At 73.3% G+C, this 14,919-nt stretch carries 15 protein-coding genes; 7 read left to right on the plus strand and 8 right to left on the minus strand.

Translation table 11 applies throughout. From position 1 onward, the window contains the following. The first annotated feature begins 173 nt into the window (after positions 1-173). The gene (locus tag ACZ7GJ_RS33895; RefSeq protein WP_470757204.1) at positions 174-1,379 is read left to right on the plus strand and encodes an SWIM zinc finger family protein; all 1,206 of its coding nucleotides are present in this window, start codon (positions 174-176) and stop codon (positions 1,377-1,379) included. Here ACZ7GJ_RS33895 and ACZ7GJ_RS33900 read toward each other — a convergent pair. Beyond that, complete coding sequence (locus tag ACZ7GJ_RS33900) at positions 1,360-1,908, minus strand: hypothetical protein (RefSeq protein ID WP_470757205.1); 549 nt, start codon at positions 1,906-1,908, stop codon at positions 1,360-1,362. The genes ACZ7GJ_RS33895 and ACZ7GJ_RS33900 overlap by 20 nt on opposite strands. A gap of 151 nt (positions 1,909-2,059) precedes the next feature. Between ACZ7GJ_RS33900 and ACZ7GJ_RS33905 the strand changes: the two genes are divergently transcribed. Continuing rightward, positions 2,060-2,746 carry a chaplin gene (locus tag ACZ7GJ_RS33905; protein WP_470757207.1) on the plus strand — a complete coding sequence of 229 codons (687 nt, stop codon included), beginning with the start codon at positions 2,060-2,062 and terminating at the stop codon, positions 2,744-2,746. 80 nt (positions 2,747-2,826) lie between these two features. On the opposite strand, the gene ACZ7GJ_RS33910 is transcribed toward ACZ7GJ_RS33905, so the two are convergent. Next, positions 2,827-3,477, minus strand: coding sequence for a DUF2293 domain-containing protein (locus ACZ7GJ_RS33910; protein ID WP_470757208.1), 651 nt, complete (start codon positions 3,475-3,477; stop codon positions 2,827-2,829). Positions 3,478-3,616: 139 nt separating this feature from the next. On the opposite strand from ACZ7GJ_RS33910, the gene ACZ7GJ_RS33915 reads away from it, so the two are divergent. Continuing rightward, the gene (locus tag ACZ7GJ_RS33915) at positions 3,617-4,048 is read left to right on the plus strand and encodes a cupin domain-containing protein (RefSeq protein ID WP_470757209.1); all 432 of its coding nucleotides are present in this window, start codon (positions 3,617-3,619) and stop codon (positions 4,046-4,048) included. A gap of 10 nt (positions 4,049-4,058) precedes the next feature. Here ACZ7GJ_RS33915 and ACZ7GJ_RS33920 read toward each other — a convergent pair whose 3' ends face one another. Next, positions 4,059-5,504: a WGR domain-containing protein gene (locus ACZ7GJ_RS33920; protein ID WP_470757210.1), complete on the minus strand. Its 1,446-nt coding sequence runs from the start codon at positions 5,502-5,504 to the stop codon at positions 4,059-4,061. A gap of 91 nt (positions 5,505-5,595) precedes the next feature. On the opposite strand from ACZ7GJ_RS33920, the gene ACZ7GJ_RS33925 reads away from it, so the two are divergent. Then, entirely contained in the window at positions 5,596-6,252 is a 657-nt protein-coding gene (locus ACZ7GJ_RS33925) for a nucleoside/nucleotide kinase family protein (protein ID WP_470757211.1), read from the plus strand. A gap of 40 nt (positions 6,253-6,292) precedes the next feature. Here ACZ7GJ_RS33925 and ACZ7GJ_RS33930 read toward each other — a convergent pair whose 3' ends face one another. Next, positions 6,293-7,294: a carbohydrate kinase family protein gene (locus ACZ7GJ_RS33930; protein WP_470757213.1), complete on the minus strand. Its 1,002-nt coding sequence runs from the start codon at positions 7,292-7,294 to the stop codon at positions 6,293-6,295. Then, the gene (locus ACZ7GJ_RS33935; RefSeq protein WP_470757215.1) at positions 7,291-8,229 is read right to left on the minus strand and encodes a pseudouridine-5'-phosphate glycosidase; all 939 of its coding nucleotides are present in this window, start codon (positions 8,227-8,229) and stop codon (positions 7,291-7,293) included. Before ACZ7GJ_RS33935 ends, ACZ7GJ_RS33930 begins: the two co-directional genes overlap by 4 nt. A 210-nt stretch (positions 8,230-8,439) precedes the next feature. Between ACZ7GJ_RS33935 and ACZ7GJ_RS33940 the strand changes: the two genes are divergently transcribed. Then, complete coding sequence (locus ACZ7GJ_RS33940; RefSeq protein ID WP_470757217.1) at positions 8,440-8,817, plus strand: cupin domain-containing protein; 378 nt, start codon at positions 8,440-8,442, stop codon at positions 8,815-8,817. On the opposite strand, the gene ACZ7GJ_RS33945 is transcribed toward ACZ7GJ_RS33940, so the two are convergent. The 3 genes from ACZ7GJ_RS33945 to ACZ7GJ_RS33955 all read right to left on the minus strand — a co-directional run bounded on the left by ACZ7GJ_RS33945 (position 8,811) and on the right by ACZ7GJ_RS33955 (position 11,768). After that, entirely contained in the window at positions 8,811-10,091 is a 1,281-nt protein-coding gene (locus ACZ7GJ_RS33945) for an MFS transporter (RefSeq protein ID WP_470757308.1), read from the minus strand. The two genes, ACZ7GJ_RS33940 and ACZ7GJ_RS33945, sit on opposite strands and share 7 nt — an antisense overlap. A 144-nt stretch (positions 10,092-10,235) precedes the next feature. Further along, positions 10,236-10,808 carry a methylated-DNA--[protein]-cysteine S-methyltransferase gene (locus ACZ7GJ_RS33950; protein ID WP_470757219.1) on the minus strand — a complete coding sequence of 191 codons (573 nt, stop codon included), beginning with the start codon at positions 10,806-10,808 and terminating at the stop codon, positions 10,236-10,238. 75 nt (positions 10,809-10,883) lie between these two features. Then, positions 10,884-11,768 carry a glycerophosphodiester phosphodiesterase gene (locus ACZ7GJ_RS33955; RefSeq protein WP_470757221.1) on the minus strand — a complete coding sequence of 295 codons (885 nt, stop codon included), beginning with the start codon at positions 11,766-11,768 and terminating at the stop codon, positions 10,884-10,886. Between the two features lie 291 nt (positions 11,769-12,059). Here ACZ7GJ_RS33955 and uvrB point away from each other — a divergent pair, with 291 nt between their 5' ends. Both uvrB and ACZ7GJ_RS33965 read left to right on the plus strand, forming a co-directional pair. Next, the gene (uvrB, locus tag ACZ7GJ_RS33960) at positions 12,060-14,210 is read left to right on the plus strand and encodes an excinuclease ABC subunit UvrB (protein WP_470757223.1); all 2,151 of its coding nucleotides are present in this window, start codon (positions 12,060-12,062) and stop codon (positions 14,208-14,210) included. Positions 14,211-14,322: 112 nt separating this feature from the next. Continuing rightward, on the plus strand, positions 14,323-14,901 hold the full coding sequence (locus ACZ7GJ_RS33965) for a TerD family protein (RefSeq protein WP_365920741.1): 579 nt from the start codon (positions 14,323-14,325) through the stop codon (positions 14,899-14,901). Positions 14,902-14,919 lie beyond the last annotated feature (18 nt).

A 14,919-nucleotide genomic window follows, 5' to 3' on the forward strand; every position in this document is an offset into this window, starting at 1 on the left:
CAGCCCGTCCAGGTCCACCGCATCATCGCCGAAGGCACCGTCGAGGACCGCATCGCCGAGATGCTGGAGGCCAAGCGGGCGCTGGCCGACGCCGTGCTGGGCTCCGGGGAGTCGGCGCTGACCGAGCTGACCGACCGCGAGCTGGCGGACCTCGTATCGCTGCGGAGGCCCGCATGATCACCGCCCGGGACGACCGCCGCCGCACCTTCGAGACCGTGCCCGCCGGGGTGGAGCCCGTCAGCTGGTGGGGCCGGGCCTGGGTGTCGGCCCTCGAATCGGTGTCCCGCGATCCGGCCCGCCTGGCCAGGGGGCGCGTGTATGCCGTCGAGGGCCATGTCGACGCGGTCACGATCACCCCCGGCCGGATCGTGGCGTACGTCCGGGGCAGCCGGCCCCGCCCCTACCGCACCGAACTGTCCGTGCCCGCCTTCGCGGACGCCGAGTGGCGCGAGCTGCTGGAGGAGGTGGCGGCCGACCCGACGGCGCTGGCGGCGCTGCTGGAGCGGGAGGTCCCGGAGTCGCTCGCGGAGACGATCCTGCCCGGCCGGGGCGAGCTCGCCCCGCGCTGCTCCTGCCCGGACATCGCGCGTCCGCCCTGCAAGCACGCCGCCGCGCTCTGCTACCGGGCCGCCCGCCTGCTCGATGCCGATCCGTTCGTCCTGCTGCTCCTGCGCGGCCGGGGCGAGCGGGAGCTGCTGGACGAGCTGGCCCGGCGCAGCGCGGCGCACGCCGCCCGGGAACAGCCCGACACGGCACCGGACTTCCCCGGGGTGCCGGCCCGCGCGGCCCTGGCCCGCACCGGCCTGCCGCTGCTGCCGGCTCCCGTGGGCGCTCCCGCCGCCGTCGGGCTGCCGCCGGCCTACCCGGCGGACCCTGCGGCTCCGGATCCCCTCGCCCTGGACCAGCTCGCCGGCGACGCTGCCGCCCGCGCCCTGGCGCTGCTCACCACCGGCGAGGACCCGATCGACGGGCTCACCCTGTGGCAGGACGCCGTCCGGCTGGCCTCCGCGCACCCCACGGCCGGGCTCACCGGCGCGGCCCGGGCCCTCTACCGGGATCTGGCCCGCGCCACCGGGCGCAGCACCACCGACCTCGCCCGGGGAGCGGCGGCCTGGCGGCAGGGCGGCCTCGGCGCACTCGCTGCCCTGGAGGAGCCCTGGGATCCTCCGGCCGGGCCCTTCGACCGGGCCCGCCCGGCTCTCCTGGCCGCCTCGCAGGGCTCGTTCCGGCCCGACCGCAACCGGCTCACGGACCGCACCCGCCAACTCCGCCTGGGCCGCGACGCCCTCTGGTACGGCTACGAGTCCCGTCCGGACGACGAGGACTGGTGGCCCATCGGCCGACCGTCCCCGGACCCGGTCACCGCCCTGCTGCGCTGACCTGCTCCGCCCAGCGCGTCAAGGCCGTGAAGTCGCGGTCGCGCAGGCCGTGTCGGGGGTGGATGCGCAGGAGGAGGGCCGGGGCGGGGTGGTGGGCGGCGACCCAGGCGCGGTCGCGCGGTTTGATCATGTCGTCCACCCAGGCGAAGGGGCGGCCGGCCGCCCAGTCGAGGAGGGGACGGGTCTTCCAGGAGAGGCCGTCGGGGTCGCGGGCGAAGAGTTCCGGCCATTCGATGACAGGAAGATCAGCGGGAAGTCCGATGTGCGGGGCGATCATCGTGTTGGCCTCGTGCATCCAGGTGGTGGCCCAGGCGAGTTCGAAGGGCAGGGCCAGCAGACGGGGGCCGTGGGAGGGGTGCAGGCGCACCCGCAGGCCGCGCCGGGCGCTGCGGGAATCCGGTGCCCGGCGGGCCATCCAGACGTCCGGGCGCATCCGGTGACCGGTGTATCCGCGCAGGCCCGCGAGGTGCGACCGGAAGGGATTCAGGGGGCCGTCCACGTCGAGGAGGAGCAGCGGGCGATCAGTCATGAAGTACGGAGTACCCAGTACACGATGGAGTGAAATGCGTACCGGCTCTATAACCCATATGGGTTTACGGCGTTGTTTCCGGTGCGGGTGCAGCACCCGCTGACTCCTCCGGAAGGCAGGGAAACTGATGCGTCACAGTCGTCGGAATGGCTTGATCGCGGCGGTGGTTGCGGGAGGCGGACTGGCGGTCGCCGGGGCGGGCGGCTTCGCCTACGCCGACGCGGACGCGGGCGGGCGGGCCGAGCGCTCGCCGGGGCTGCTGTCGGGGAACCTGGTGCAACTGCCGGTGCACACCCCGGTGAACGTGTGCGGGAACACGGTGAGCGTGGTCGGCGTGCTGAACTCGGCCGCCGGGAACCAGTGCGTCAACGCGGCCCCGGGTAAGGGCGGCGGACATCCTGACCCCCGGCCCTCGCATCCGTCGTCGGGGTCCGCGCACTCGAAACCGGGCTCCGGCCGGGGTGCCGAGAACGGCAGGGGTGCCGACAACGGCGGGGGCGCGGTCGCCGAGGGGCGCGGAAAGGATTCTCCGGGGCTGCTGTCCGGCAACGGGCTCCGGCTCCCCGTCGACGTGCCGCTGAACATCAGCGGCAACTCGGTGAGCGTCGTCGGGGTCGGCAACACCTCCGCCGGCAACACCTCCGTCAACGGTGGACCCCCCAGCGGGGGCAAGCCCGCCCAGCCGCCGGCCGTCGTGCGCCCCGTCACCCCGCCGGCCCCGCCGCAGGGCCCGGCGCTCGCCCACACCGGAGCCGACGGCGTCGGCTACCTGCTGCCCGGCGGCGGCGCGCTGCTCCTCGGCGGAGTGCTCCTCTACCGCCGCTTCCGCCTCGGCTAAGGAGTGTCGTCAAAGTGGCGTCGGCCGCCCGAAGGGCGGTGCCAGGCCCAGCCGTCCAGACGGGACTTTGACGACACGACCTAGGGCCGCCGCCACCCGTCCAGGATCGCGTCGATCCGCGCCGCCAGCCTGGCGCGGGCCGTGAACCGCGGGACTCCCGCCATCAGCAGCGCGTCGTACTCGGTGTCGGTGTGCCGCACGGCTGCCCGTACGGCGACGGAGACGGCCAGCTCGTCGAGGGCCCGGCCCGCCGCGCTGCGGCCCACCCGGCCGCTGCCGCGCAGCGAGGCGTGGGCGGCGATCGCGGCCGCCCGGTCGGCCGGGCACCCGGGGAACAGCCGCAGGATCTCCGCGGTGAAGGCCGCCGTGAACCGGGTGTCCTCGGCCGCCCGGCGCAGCCGGTCGCGCTCCCGGCGGCGGGCCCGCGCCTCGGCGTCCGCGAGGCAGGAGCGTTCGGCGCGGACGAGCGCGGCGTCCTCGACGAGCAGTCCCTGGCGCTCGTAGCGGTGCCGGCGCCTGTGGAAGCGCACGACGACGGCGGAGAGCGAACTGGCCTCACGGGCCCGGCGGGTGAGGGCCGCGTCGCCGCGCGGGAGGTAGACGAGATGCCCGAGGTCGGCGCAGTCCAGGCAGCGCGGCACGCCGGCCTCGCGGACCAGATGCCGGAGCGGACCCTGTCGGCACTCCGCGCAGTGGATCTGCTTCAGTGACTCGAACACCACCAAGCTCATGACGAAGTGATACCGCCGTCCGGGCCGTATATCACCTTGTAGGGATGGGTAGTTGCGCATTCACGGACTCTTCCCCTACATCGTGATGTCCTCCTACCTTCAATCGAGTGGGTCCGGCGGGCCCATGGAGGAGGAGCACATGGGTGGACGACAGTCGACGGCGCGGCGCCCGAAGGAGGCGGCGGCCGTCAAGGCGGCAGCCGTCAGGGCCGCGGCCACCGGGGCGGCGGCTTCCGGGGCCGCGGCCACCGGAAACCTCACGGCCCGCGAGGTCGTCATAGAGCCCGGCGGCTGCACCGGCTGGCACTACCACCGGGTCCCGCTGATAGCTGTGGTCAAGTCCGGGACGCTGACCAGGATCCTGCACGACAACACGGTCGTGGTGCACCGCGCCGGCGCCAGCTTCGTCGAACCCGCGGGCCGGCGCCACGTCCATATCGGGCGCAACCTCGGCACCGAACCGGTCGTGCTCTACGTGACCTGCGCGCTGGCCGACGACGCCCCCTTCGCGGTACCCGCCGAGGCGCCGTCCGGGGCCGCGCCGTGCGCATGCCCGGGGTGTCCTGCGTGAAGCCCGAGTGTCACACGAGGCGGCGTATCTCCCCGCGGACCCGGTAGAAGCCCCCCGAGGCCGCGTGGAGTCCCTCGACCACGTACCGGGCGCCGGGCTCCCGGATCCCGCGGGGGAACTGCACGTTCCAGGAAGGCTCATAGCCCCCCGACACCACCTGCACGCGCATCCGGCCGCCCTGCTGCACGCACTCCACCACCACGCCGCCCGCGGGCGCCGCGGCCACCGAGACCGTCGCCACGGCGGCCGCCGAGGCCGCCGGGGTGAACACCGGCAGGGCGGCCGCCGACTTCACATCCACCGCCGTCGGCACCGAACCCTGCTGGGCCGCGGCTATCGCCGCCTCGCTCGCGTCCACGCAGACGAGGGACCCGTCCGTGGTCACCAGATACAGCCGCTCGTCCAGGTACTGCATGGACAGCGCCGACCCGCACCCGGTGCTCAGCTTCCACAGCCGCCGTCCGTCGGCGTCGAAGCAGTACACCGAGGAGGTGTAGTCACCGGCGAACACGTGCCGCCCGTCCGGCGAGGTCGCGCACGCGTACACCGCCGCATCACACCGGTACGAGGCCTCCACCTCGCCCGTCGCCTTCGACAGCCGCTGCACCTGATTGCGCCCGGTCCCCGCGTACACCGCGTGGTCCTCCTGCCAGCCGAACAGCACGGACCCGCTGGTTGCCGTGTGCCACAGCTGCGCGCCGCCGTCCGGGGCGTAGGCCGTCACGCCCTTGCTGTGCCCGTGGTAGACGGCGTCCGCGTCCGCACGCACCATCCACGCGTTGGAACCGGCCGACCGCCGCGACCACTGGAACTCGTCCTCGTGGTCGATGACGGTGAGTCCGCCGCTGCGGTCGGACACATTCAGCACGCCCTCGCGGATGTCGAGCCAGAAGATGTCCACATCCGCCGCGATGTCGTACGCCCCGAACGGCACCTTCGACGACAGGTCGTACACCGTGCCGTCATCACAGCCCGCGTATATCCAGAACTCGTCCGCGACCAGGCACTTCACCCCGTCCGGCAGCGAATACCGGGCCAGCACCTCACCGCCGTGGCTCAGCGTGTAGACGTCCCCCGCCTGGTTGCCGACCCAGCAGCGGTCCTCGTCCACATGGATCCCGAAGGCCGAGGAGCCGGTACGGAACCGCCACAGCACCGGGGCCACCGCGCGCGCCGTCGACGGCGCCGACGTCACCTCGCGGCGGGTCACCGACCGGGCCGCGCGGGCGCCGCGCTGCGCCGGGGCGTAACCCTTGCGGACCTTCTCGCCGATCTTCTTGGCGGCGGCCGCGCGGGCCTTCTCAGCCGTAGGGAAGGAGGAGGCCTGCAACTGGCCGTCGGCGCCGATGCGTCCGTAGCGCACCGAGACGTCCGTGCCGTCCACGGTCACCTCGTAGAACTTGTGCGCGCCGCCACCCTCCTGCGACAGCTCCAGATACGTCGTCTCCCGAGCCATGACAGACCCCTCCCCAAGGCCGGGCCGCCGGCCCCTGTGCGCCGGTGATCCCTCGTGAAAAACGCTAAGGGCCACCACTGACAATGGGTCGGTGCAGCTGGAAGCGATCACATGGCAGCGGATGGCCGAGCGGCTCGCCGGTCACCTCGAAGAGCGCGGCGCCACCCCCGCGGAGGCGGCCTGGCAGCGCGTGGGCATCGACGGCGCCCCCGCCGCCGGCACCGGCGTGCTGGCCGGGGAGCTCGCCGACGCCCTGCGCCTGCGCGGCCGTTCGGTGCTGGTGGTGCCGGCCGAGGGCTTCCTGCGCCCGGCCTCCCTGCGCTTCGAGTTCGGCCGCGAGGACGTGGACACCTACCTCGGCGGCTGGTACGACACGGCAGCGCTCTGGCGGGAGGTGTTCGGCCCGACCGACCCCGGCGGCACCGGACGCGTGCTGCCCGACCTGTGGGACCCGGCGACCGACCGGGCCACCCGCAGCCCGTACGCCGAACTCCCGCCGGACGGCGTGGTGATCGTGCACGGCCCGCTGCTGCTGGGCCACTGGTTCCCCTTCGACCTCAGCGTGCACATCCGGCTCTCCCCGGGGGCGCTCGCCCGCCGCACCGAGGAGTCCGCGCGCTGGACCCTGCCCGCCTTCGAGCGCTACGAGGCCGAGACCGACCCGGCGGACCTGGCCGACGTCCTCGTCCGCGCCGACGACCCGCGCCACCCCGCCTGGACGGGGCTGCGCGGAGCACAGAACGGCTGACTCCGCGCACCCGGTGGTCGCCCCGGTGGTCGCCCCCGTCCTACGGTCGCCCGCCCAGCCGGGTGACCGCCAGCGCCGCCGCCCGGCAGCCCTCCGCGGCGGCCCGCGCCGCGTCCGCCCCCGCCAGCAGGGCCGCGAGGAACCCGCCGGTGAACGCGTCCCCGGCGCCCGTGGAATCCACCGCCGTCGCCGTCTCGGCGGCGACCTCGGCCGTCACCCGGCCGCCCTCGGCGACCAGGGCCCCGCCCGCGCCCCGCGTCACCACCACCAGCGGCACCCGCCGGCTCAGCTCCGCCGCGGCCCGTGCCGCCCCGGCCGTCGCCGTCGCCCCCGCGAGCAGCCGGGCCTCGTCCTCGTTCGGCAGCAGTACGTCGATCCCCGCCACGGCGTCCAGGAAGCGCTCCGGGCCCAGCGTGGCCAAGAACCCCGCCGAGGCCGGGTCGACGCTCACCGGGATCCCCCGGGCGCGGGCGGCCCGTAGCGCGACCAGGGCCAGCTCGCGGCTGCTGTCGGCGAAGAACAGGTAGCCGGACAGATGGAGCCGGGCGGCGCCGTCCAGCAGCTCCGGCGCCCAGTCGGCGGGGGAGAGCCTGAGCGAGGCCCCGCTGTCGGTCAGGAAGGTCCGCTCGGCGTCCTTGCCGACCAGCGCGACCACCGTCCCCGTCGGCTCGGCCGCATCGACCACCAGCCGCGGCAGCACGCCCGCGTCGAGCAGCGCCTGCTCGTGCCACCGCGCCGATTCCGTGCCCACCCGCGCGAGGAGGCGTACCTCGGCCGCGCCCGAGCGGGCCGCCCAGCAGGCCGCGTTGGCCCCGGCGCCGCCCGGGAGGGTCCGGATCCGGGCCGGGGTGTCGGTGGCCGGAGCCAGTGGCTCCGGATGCACCGCGACCACGTCCGTCACCACGTCCCCGACGACCACCAGCGCCCCGGGCCGGGCCCCGGCCGCTCCCGTTCCGGATCCGGTGTCCCGCCCCCCGGCTGCCCCCGCACCGGCTGCCCCCGCACCGGCTGCCCCCGCACCGGCTGCCCCCGCCCCGGTCACGCCCGTTCCGCCCAGGCCCCCGCGATCCGGGCCCCGAGCCGTACGTTGCCCCGTACCGCCGCGAGGTTGGCCTCCAGCGAGGCCCCGCCCGTTGCCCGCACCAGGCGGCCCAGCAGGAACGGAGTCACCGCCTGCCCCGTGATCCCGCGCTCCCGGCACTCCCCGAGCGCCTCCGCCAGCACCCGGTCGTGCAGCTCCGGGTCCAACTGCTCGGCCTCCGCGACCGGGTTGGCGACCAGCAGCGCCGACTCCGGGCCGCCCAGCGCGTCCTGGGCCGCCATCACCGCGGCCACTTCCTCGGGCCGGTGCACGGTCCAGTCCACCGGCTCCCCGGAACTGGCCAGGTAGAACCCGGGAAAACGTTCCGTCCCGTATCCGAGCACCCCCACGCCCAGCGTCTCCAGCCGCTGCAGCGTGGCCGGCACGTCCAGGATCGACTTCACCCCCGCGCACACCACCGTGATCCGGGTCCGGGCCAGCAGCGACAGGTCCGCCGACTCGTCCTGCGTCCGGGCCCACTCCCGGTGCACGCCGCCCAACCCGCCCGTCGCGAAGACCCGTAGCCCCGCCCGGGCGGCCAGGAAGGCCGTCGCGGACACCGTCGTCGCGCCCGTCGCCCCCGTCGCGAGGGCGGGCGCCAGATCGCGGTGGCCGAGCTTGCGCACGCCCTCGCCGCCCGCGATCCGCTCCAACTGCGCCTTGTCGAGACCGGCGTACGGCACTCCGTCGATGACCGCGACCGTTGCCGGAACCGCCCCCTCCGACCGGACCAGGGCCTCCAGCTCCACGCCGACCGCCAGATTGCGGGGGCGGGGCAGGCCGTGCGCGAGGATCGTCGACTCCAGGGCCACCACGGGCCGGCGCCGGGCGAGGGCCTCGCGTACCTCTTCCGACAGGACCGGGACCTGTGGTGCAGCTGCTGTGTGCTGTGACATGTCCCCATCCATGGCACGGGATCCACCCGCCCAAACGCGCTCGGCGCACACCGGCGGGAAACGTGCACGCGGCCCGCGCGCCGCGCCGGCCCCGGCCGAAACGCCGCGGGTGCACCGCCTCGGGCCTGGACAGGGTGACGGGCCGACGGGGGCGTTGCTGGACGCTCTGGTCACCCCGGCGCGCGGGGTGGCCGGATTAGGCTGCCCGCCATGAGCACCAGTGACCACAGCGCCGCCCCCGCCTCCTTCGCCGTCTCCGTACCCGGGATCCCGGACTCGGAGCTGGAGACCGAGGTACTCGACCCCGCCCAGATCGTCTCCGGCGAGCCCGTCGTGACGGGCCGCGTGCTGTGGGAGGCCGAGGACGGGTCACAGGTCCGCGGGATCTGGCAGATCACCCCCGGCGTGGTCACGGACGTGGAGGCCAACGAGCTGTTCGTGGTGGTCAGCGGCCGCGCCACCATCGAGGTCGAGGGCGGCGAGACCCTGGAGGTGGGCCCCGGCTCCGCCTGCGTGCTCCGGGAGGGCGACAAGACCACCTGGACGGTGCACGAGACGCTCCGCAAGGCCTACCACATCAGCTACTGACCGCCCTTGGCGACGGGGTGGCGGCGGGCCGTGAACAGGGCGAGCGCCGCCATCGGAAGCAGCAGGGCGGCGCCGATCACGTTCAGCCAGCCGTAGCCGGCCTGGGACATGACCAGGCCGGCGGCCGCGCCGCCCACGCCCGCGGCGGTGTTCATCGTGAGGTCGCTCAGGCCCTGTACGGCGGCCCGCGCGGGCTGCGGCACCGAGTCCGTCAGCAGGGCCGAGCCGGACACCATCCCGGCGGACCAGCCGAGGCCGAGCAGGAAGAGGCCGAGCGCGCTCTGCGCGTGGCTCGGCCCGGCCGTGCCGGCGAGCAGCGCGGCGACCGAGAGCAGTCCCGCGGCCAGTCCGATCACGGACAGCCGGCCGAGGCGGTCCGCGAGCCACCCCATCAGCGGGGAGAAGGCGAACATGCCGGCGATGTGACCGCTGATGACCAGGCCGATGAGCTCCAGCCCGGCGCCGTGGTGGCCCAGGTCCACCGGGGTCATCACCATGATCGAGACCATGGTGGTGTGGGACACCGCGACGGTCACCAGCGCCAGGCGCGCCCGCGGGGAGGCCTTGACGGCGGCGAACCCGGCGCGCAGGGAGCGTCCCGCGGGGGTCTGCTCCTCGGGCCCGGCCAGGGCCCGGGCCGTCAGCAGCGGATCCGGCCGCAGGAGTACGGCGATCAGCGCGCCGGTGAGCACGAAGACGGCGCCGGCCCACACGAAGGGGCCCGCCGTCTGGGGTATGGAAGTGCCGGCGAAGCTGCGGCTGGCCGGGGCCGAGAGGTTGGGTCCGAGCACTGCGCCGATGGTGGAGGCCCACACGACGACGGAGATGGCCCGGGCGCGGCGGTCGGCGGGCGCGAGGTCGGCGGCGGCGAACCGGGCCTGGAGGTTCGCGGAGGACGCGGCGCCGAAGGCGGCCATGCCGAGCAGCAGCAGCGGCATGCTCTTGACCGAGGCGGCGAGTACGACGAGGGCCGCGCCGGCGGCTCCGATCGCGTACGCCAGGACCAGCCCGGGGCGGCGCCCGCGCGCGGTCATCAGGGCGGCGAGCGGCAGCGAGACCACGGCGGTGCCGATGACGGCGGCGGTCGAGGCGAAGCCGGACATGGCCTCGGTCCCGCTGACCTCGGTCGCGAGCACGGGGGCCAGGGCGATGCTGATGGGCACGCCGAGGCCGCCCAGTATCTGGCTGGCGATCAACACCCCGGAGGTGCGCCGCCGCAGCCGGGGCAGGTCCGCCGGGTCGACCGGGCGCAGCGGGCGCTCGGTGCGGGGCAGGGTGCTCACGCCGTACACCCGCTTCGCGGCTGGGGCTGGCGTACGGGCGCTGCGTGGCCTGCGGCCGGGGGAGTGGTCACGGCCGCAGTTTCGCACCCCTCACGACGGGAGGGAACCGGGAATTCACCGGTCAGGCGGCCGCGGTCAGAACAGCGGCTGCGGAAGCACTCCCTCCAGCGCGAGCAGGATGCGTTTGGTCTCCACCCCGCCGCCGAAGCCGCCGATGCCGCCGTCGTTCTCCACGACCCGGTGGCAGGCCACCACGAGGGGCAGGGGGTTGGATCCCATGGCGTTGCCGACGGCCTGGGCCGCGCCGGGCTGTCCGACCCGGGCGGCCAGTTCTCCGTACCCCACGACGGCTCCGTAGGGGACCGAGCGGTCCAGTTCCAGCAGTACCTGCCGGTTGAAGCCGGAGCTGAGCCGCCAGTCCAGGGGCAGCTCGAAGCGGCGCAGGGTTCCCGCGAAGTACGCGGCCAGCTGGCGTACCGGCTCGGCGAGGAGGACCTCGCCGCCCGGCGGCGGACGCCAGGCGTCGGCGCCGAGCCGGGAGACCAGCGAGCCGATCATCTCCTCGACCCGGTCCGGCCCGGCATGGAACTCGACCCGGACCAGACCCTCCGGGGTCGCGGCCAGGAGCAGGGGTCCGATGCCGACGGGCTCGCTGTCGACGACGGTCCATTCCAGGTGCGGCCCGCGGGGCCGCTCGGTGCTGTCCACGCGTCCACCGTACGGCCCGCCACTGACAGCCGGGCCCGGCCCCGGGCAGCCCGGCCCGGGCCCCGGCGCCGCCCGTCAGTACCCGCCCACCGCGTCGCGTACGACGTCGGGCTTGTTGGTGATGATTCCGTCCACCCCCATCTCCTGGACCTTCCGGGCGGTCGCCGGGTCGTCCACGATCCAGGTGTCCACTTCCATGGCCTTGCCGTGTGCCCCGCGCAGGCCGTGCACCGCCGCCACCCAGTCCGGGGAGATGGTGGTGTGCCACGGGTTGATCCGGTCGGTGAAAGCGGCGTACCGGGGCAGGTCGGCGACCTCGGGGGTGCCGAGGAAGGCCGTCACGATGTCGGGGCGCAGTCCGTGCACGATGCGGACGCAGTCGGCGCTGAAGCTCTGGACGACGAGGCGGCGGGCCACGTGCTGCTCGTCGAGCCAGCCCGCCTGGTCCAGGACCCGCAGGGTCTGCTCCTCGATCCCGGGGTAGAGCTCCGGCTTCTTGATCTCCAGGAGCAGCCGCTGCTGATTGCGCTGTACCCGGTCGAGGTACTCGCGCAGCGTCGGCACGCGGGCCCCCGCGAAGTCCGGGCCGAACCAGCTGCCCGCGTCCAGCCGGGCGATCTCCGCCGCCGTGAAGTCGGCGATCCGCCAGGGTTTGCGGTCCGGGAACACCTGTTCTACGTCGGTCGTGCGGGTCAGGGCGTCGTCGTGCACGACCACGAGCTCGCCGTCCTTGGTGCGCTGGACGTCGTTCTCCACCCAGTCGAAGCCCAGCCGCATGGCGAGGTCGATGGCCTCCAGGGTGTTCTCCGGGGCGTACGCCGAAGCACCCCGGTGGGCGTACACGATCGGGTTGGTGAATCCGTCCGGCCCGGGGGCGGCCGAGGAGGCCGTCCCGCCCAGCACGGTGAGGGTGAGGCCCAGGAAGGCGGCGGTGGCCGCGGCGGCGGGTCGGACGTACATGCGCGTTCTCCTCGGGTCGTGAGACCTGCTCCCGCCCCAAACGGGCGTGGAGCGGCAGACGTTGCGGCGATGCACTTGCGTGATGCGGTTTCAGGGAGAGCTGCTTCATGGCGATCATGGGGTTGAAGATCACCCGGCCGCCACCGAACTACGACAAACGGACCAGAACCGATCGGACCAGAACAGACCCGTCCGATACCGACCGGAACCGACCGCTCCGGGGCGGACCCGCCGGACATCGGGAGTCCGTGGGGAGGCCTGAGTGTCAGCGGGGGGTCGTACGGTTGACCCATGCGGCCCGTATCGAAGATCGAACGCACGGTGGCGCCTTTCGAGGTCGTCAGCCCCTACCAGCCCAGCGGCGACCAGCCGGCGGCCATCGCCGAGCTGGAGAAGCGCATCCGTGCAGGTGAGAAGGATGTCGTGCTGCTCGGCGCGACCGGCACCGGCAAGTCGGCGACCACCGCCTGGATGATCGAGAAGCTCCAGCGCCCCACGCTGGTCATGGCACCCAACAAAACGCTCGCCGCCCAGCTGGCGAACGAGTTCCGCGAGCTCCTGCCGAACAACGCCGTCGAGTACTTCGTCTCGTACTACGACTACTACCAGCCCGAGGCCTACGTACCGCAGTCGGACACCTACATCGAGAAGGACTCCTCGATCAACGAGGAGGTGGAGCGGCTGCGCCACTCCGCGACCAACTCCCTGCTGACCCGGCGCGACGTCATCGTCGTCGCCTCCGTGTCCTGCATCTACGGCCTCGGCACCCCGCAGGAGTACGTCGACCGGATGGTCGCGCTCAAGGTCGGCGAGGAGATCGACCGGGACCAGCTGCTGCGCCGCTTCGTCGACATCCAGTACACGCGCAACGACGTGGCCTTCACCCGCGGCACCTTCCGGGTGCGCGGCGACACCATCGAGATCTTCCCGGTCTACGAGGAACTGGCCGTCCGCATCGAGATGTTCGGCGACGAGATCGAGGCCCTCTCCACCCTCCACCCGCTCACCGGCGAGGTCATCAGCGAGGACCGTGAGCTGTACGTCTTCCCCGCCAGCCACTACGTCGCGGGCCCCGAGCGCATGGAGAAGGCGATCGCCGGCATCGAGGCCGAGCTGGCCGAGCGCCTCGCCGAGCTGGAGAAGCAGGGCAAGATGCTGGAGGCGCAGCGCCTGCGCATGCGCACCACCTACGACCTGGAGATGATGCGCCAGATCGGGTCCTGCTCCGGGATCGAGAACTACTCCCTGCACATGGACGACCGCGAGCGCGGGTCCGCGCCCAACACCCTCATCGACTACTTCCCCGAGGACTTCCTCCTCGTCATCGACGAGTCGCACGTCACCGTGCCGCAGATCGGCGCGATGTACGAGGGCGACGCCTCGCGCAAGCGGACCCTGGTCGACCACGGCTTCCGGCTGCCGTCCGCGCTGGACAACCGTCCCCTGAAGTGGGAGGAGTTCCAGAAGCGGATCGGCCAGACGGTCTACCTGTCGGCCACCCCCGGCAAGTACGAGCTCTCCCGCGGCGACGGCTTCGTCGAGCAGATCATCCGCCCCACCGGCCTCATCGACCCCGAGGTCGTGGTCAAGCCGACCGAGGGTCAGATCGACGACCTGGTCCACGAGATCCGCACGCGCGTCGAGAAGGACGAGCGGGTCCTGGTCACCACCCTCACCAAGAAGATGGCCGAGGACCTCACCGACTACTTCCTGGAGCTCGGCATCCAGGTCCGCTACCTGCACAGCGACGTCGACACCCTGCGCCGCATCGAGCTGCTGCGCGAACTGCGGGCCGGCGAGTACGACGTACTGGTCGGCATCAACCTGCTGCGCGAGGGCCTCGACCTGCCCGAGGTGTCGCTGGTGGCGATCCTCGACGCCGACAAGCAGGGCTTCCTGCGCTCCGGCACCTCGCTGATCCAGACCATCGGCCGCGCGGCGCGCAACGTCTCCGGCCAGGTCCACATGTACGCGGACAGCATCACCCCGGCCATGGCGCAGGCCATCGACGAGACCAACCGCCGCCGGGAGAAGCAGGTCGCGTACAACACGGCCAACGGGATCGACCCGCAGCCGCTGCGCAAGAAGATCAACGACATCGTGGCGACGATCGCCCGCGAGGAGCTCGACACGGAGCAGCTCCTGGGCACCGGCTACCGGCAGGGCAAGGAGGGCAAGGGAGCCAAGGCCCCCGTCCCCGCGCTCGGCGGCAAGGCGACGGCCCAGGGCAAGGCGGCCGGCAAGGGCGGCAAGGGGGCCAAGGCCGCCGAGGTGCTGACCGACCGTCCGGCCGCGGAGCTGGCCGCACTCATCGAGCAGATGACCGAGCGGATGCGCGGCGCGGCCGCGGAGCTGCAGTTCGAGGTCGCCGCCCGGATCCGGGACGAGGTGAGCGAGCTGAAGAAGGAGCTGCGACAGATGAAGGAAGCGGGCCTCGCCTGACCCGGGGCCGGTCAGTAGGGTTGGGCCAGGGCGTGTTCTCGACGCGCCCTGGAGCTGTAGGTACACGCTGCGCGCCCGCCGATCGGGGTGGGCTATGGAGAGGGGACAGCGCGTGACGGTCAACATGACCAAGGGTCAGGCCATCAGTCTGCAGAAGGCGGACGGGGGCACCCTGACGGCGGTCCGGATGGGCCTCGGCTGGCAGGCGGCCAAGCGCCGCGGGCTGTTCGGCTCGCGGACCCGGGAGATCGACCTGGACGCGTCGGCGGTGCTCTTCGCCGACAAGCAGCCCGTGGACGTGGTGTTCTTCCGCCACCTGCAGAGCGACGACGGCTCGGTCCGGCACACCGGCGACAACCTCGTCGGCGGCGTCGGCCAGGGCGGCGACGACGAGTCGATCCTCGTCGACCTGCAGCGCGTGCCGGTCCACATCGACCAGATCGTCTTCACGGTGAACTCGTTCACCGGCCAGACGTTCCAGGAGGTGCAGAACGCGTTCTGCCGCATCGTCGACGAGACCAACGGCCAGGAGCTGGCCCGCTACACCCTCGACGGCGGCGGCCAGTACACCGCGCAGATCATGGCGAAGGTCTCGCGCGTCGGCAGTGGCTGGCAGATGACGGCCCTGGGCAACCCGGCCAACGGCCGTACGTTCCAGGACCTGATGCCGTCGATCCTGCCGCACCTGTAAGCGAAGAGGAACGGGGGG

The organism is Streptomyces sp. NPDC037242 (genome assembly GCF_055604165.1).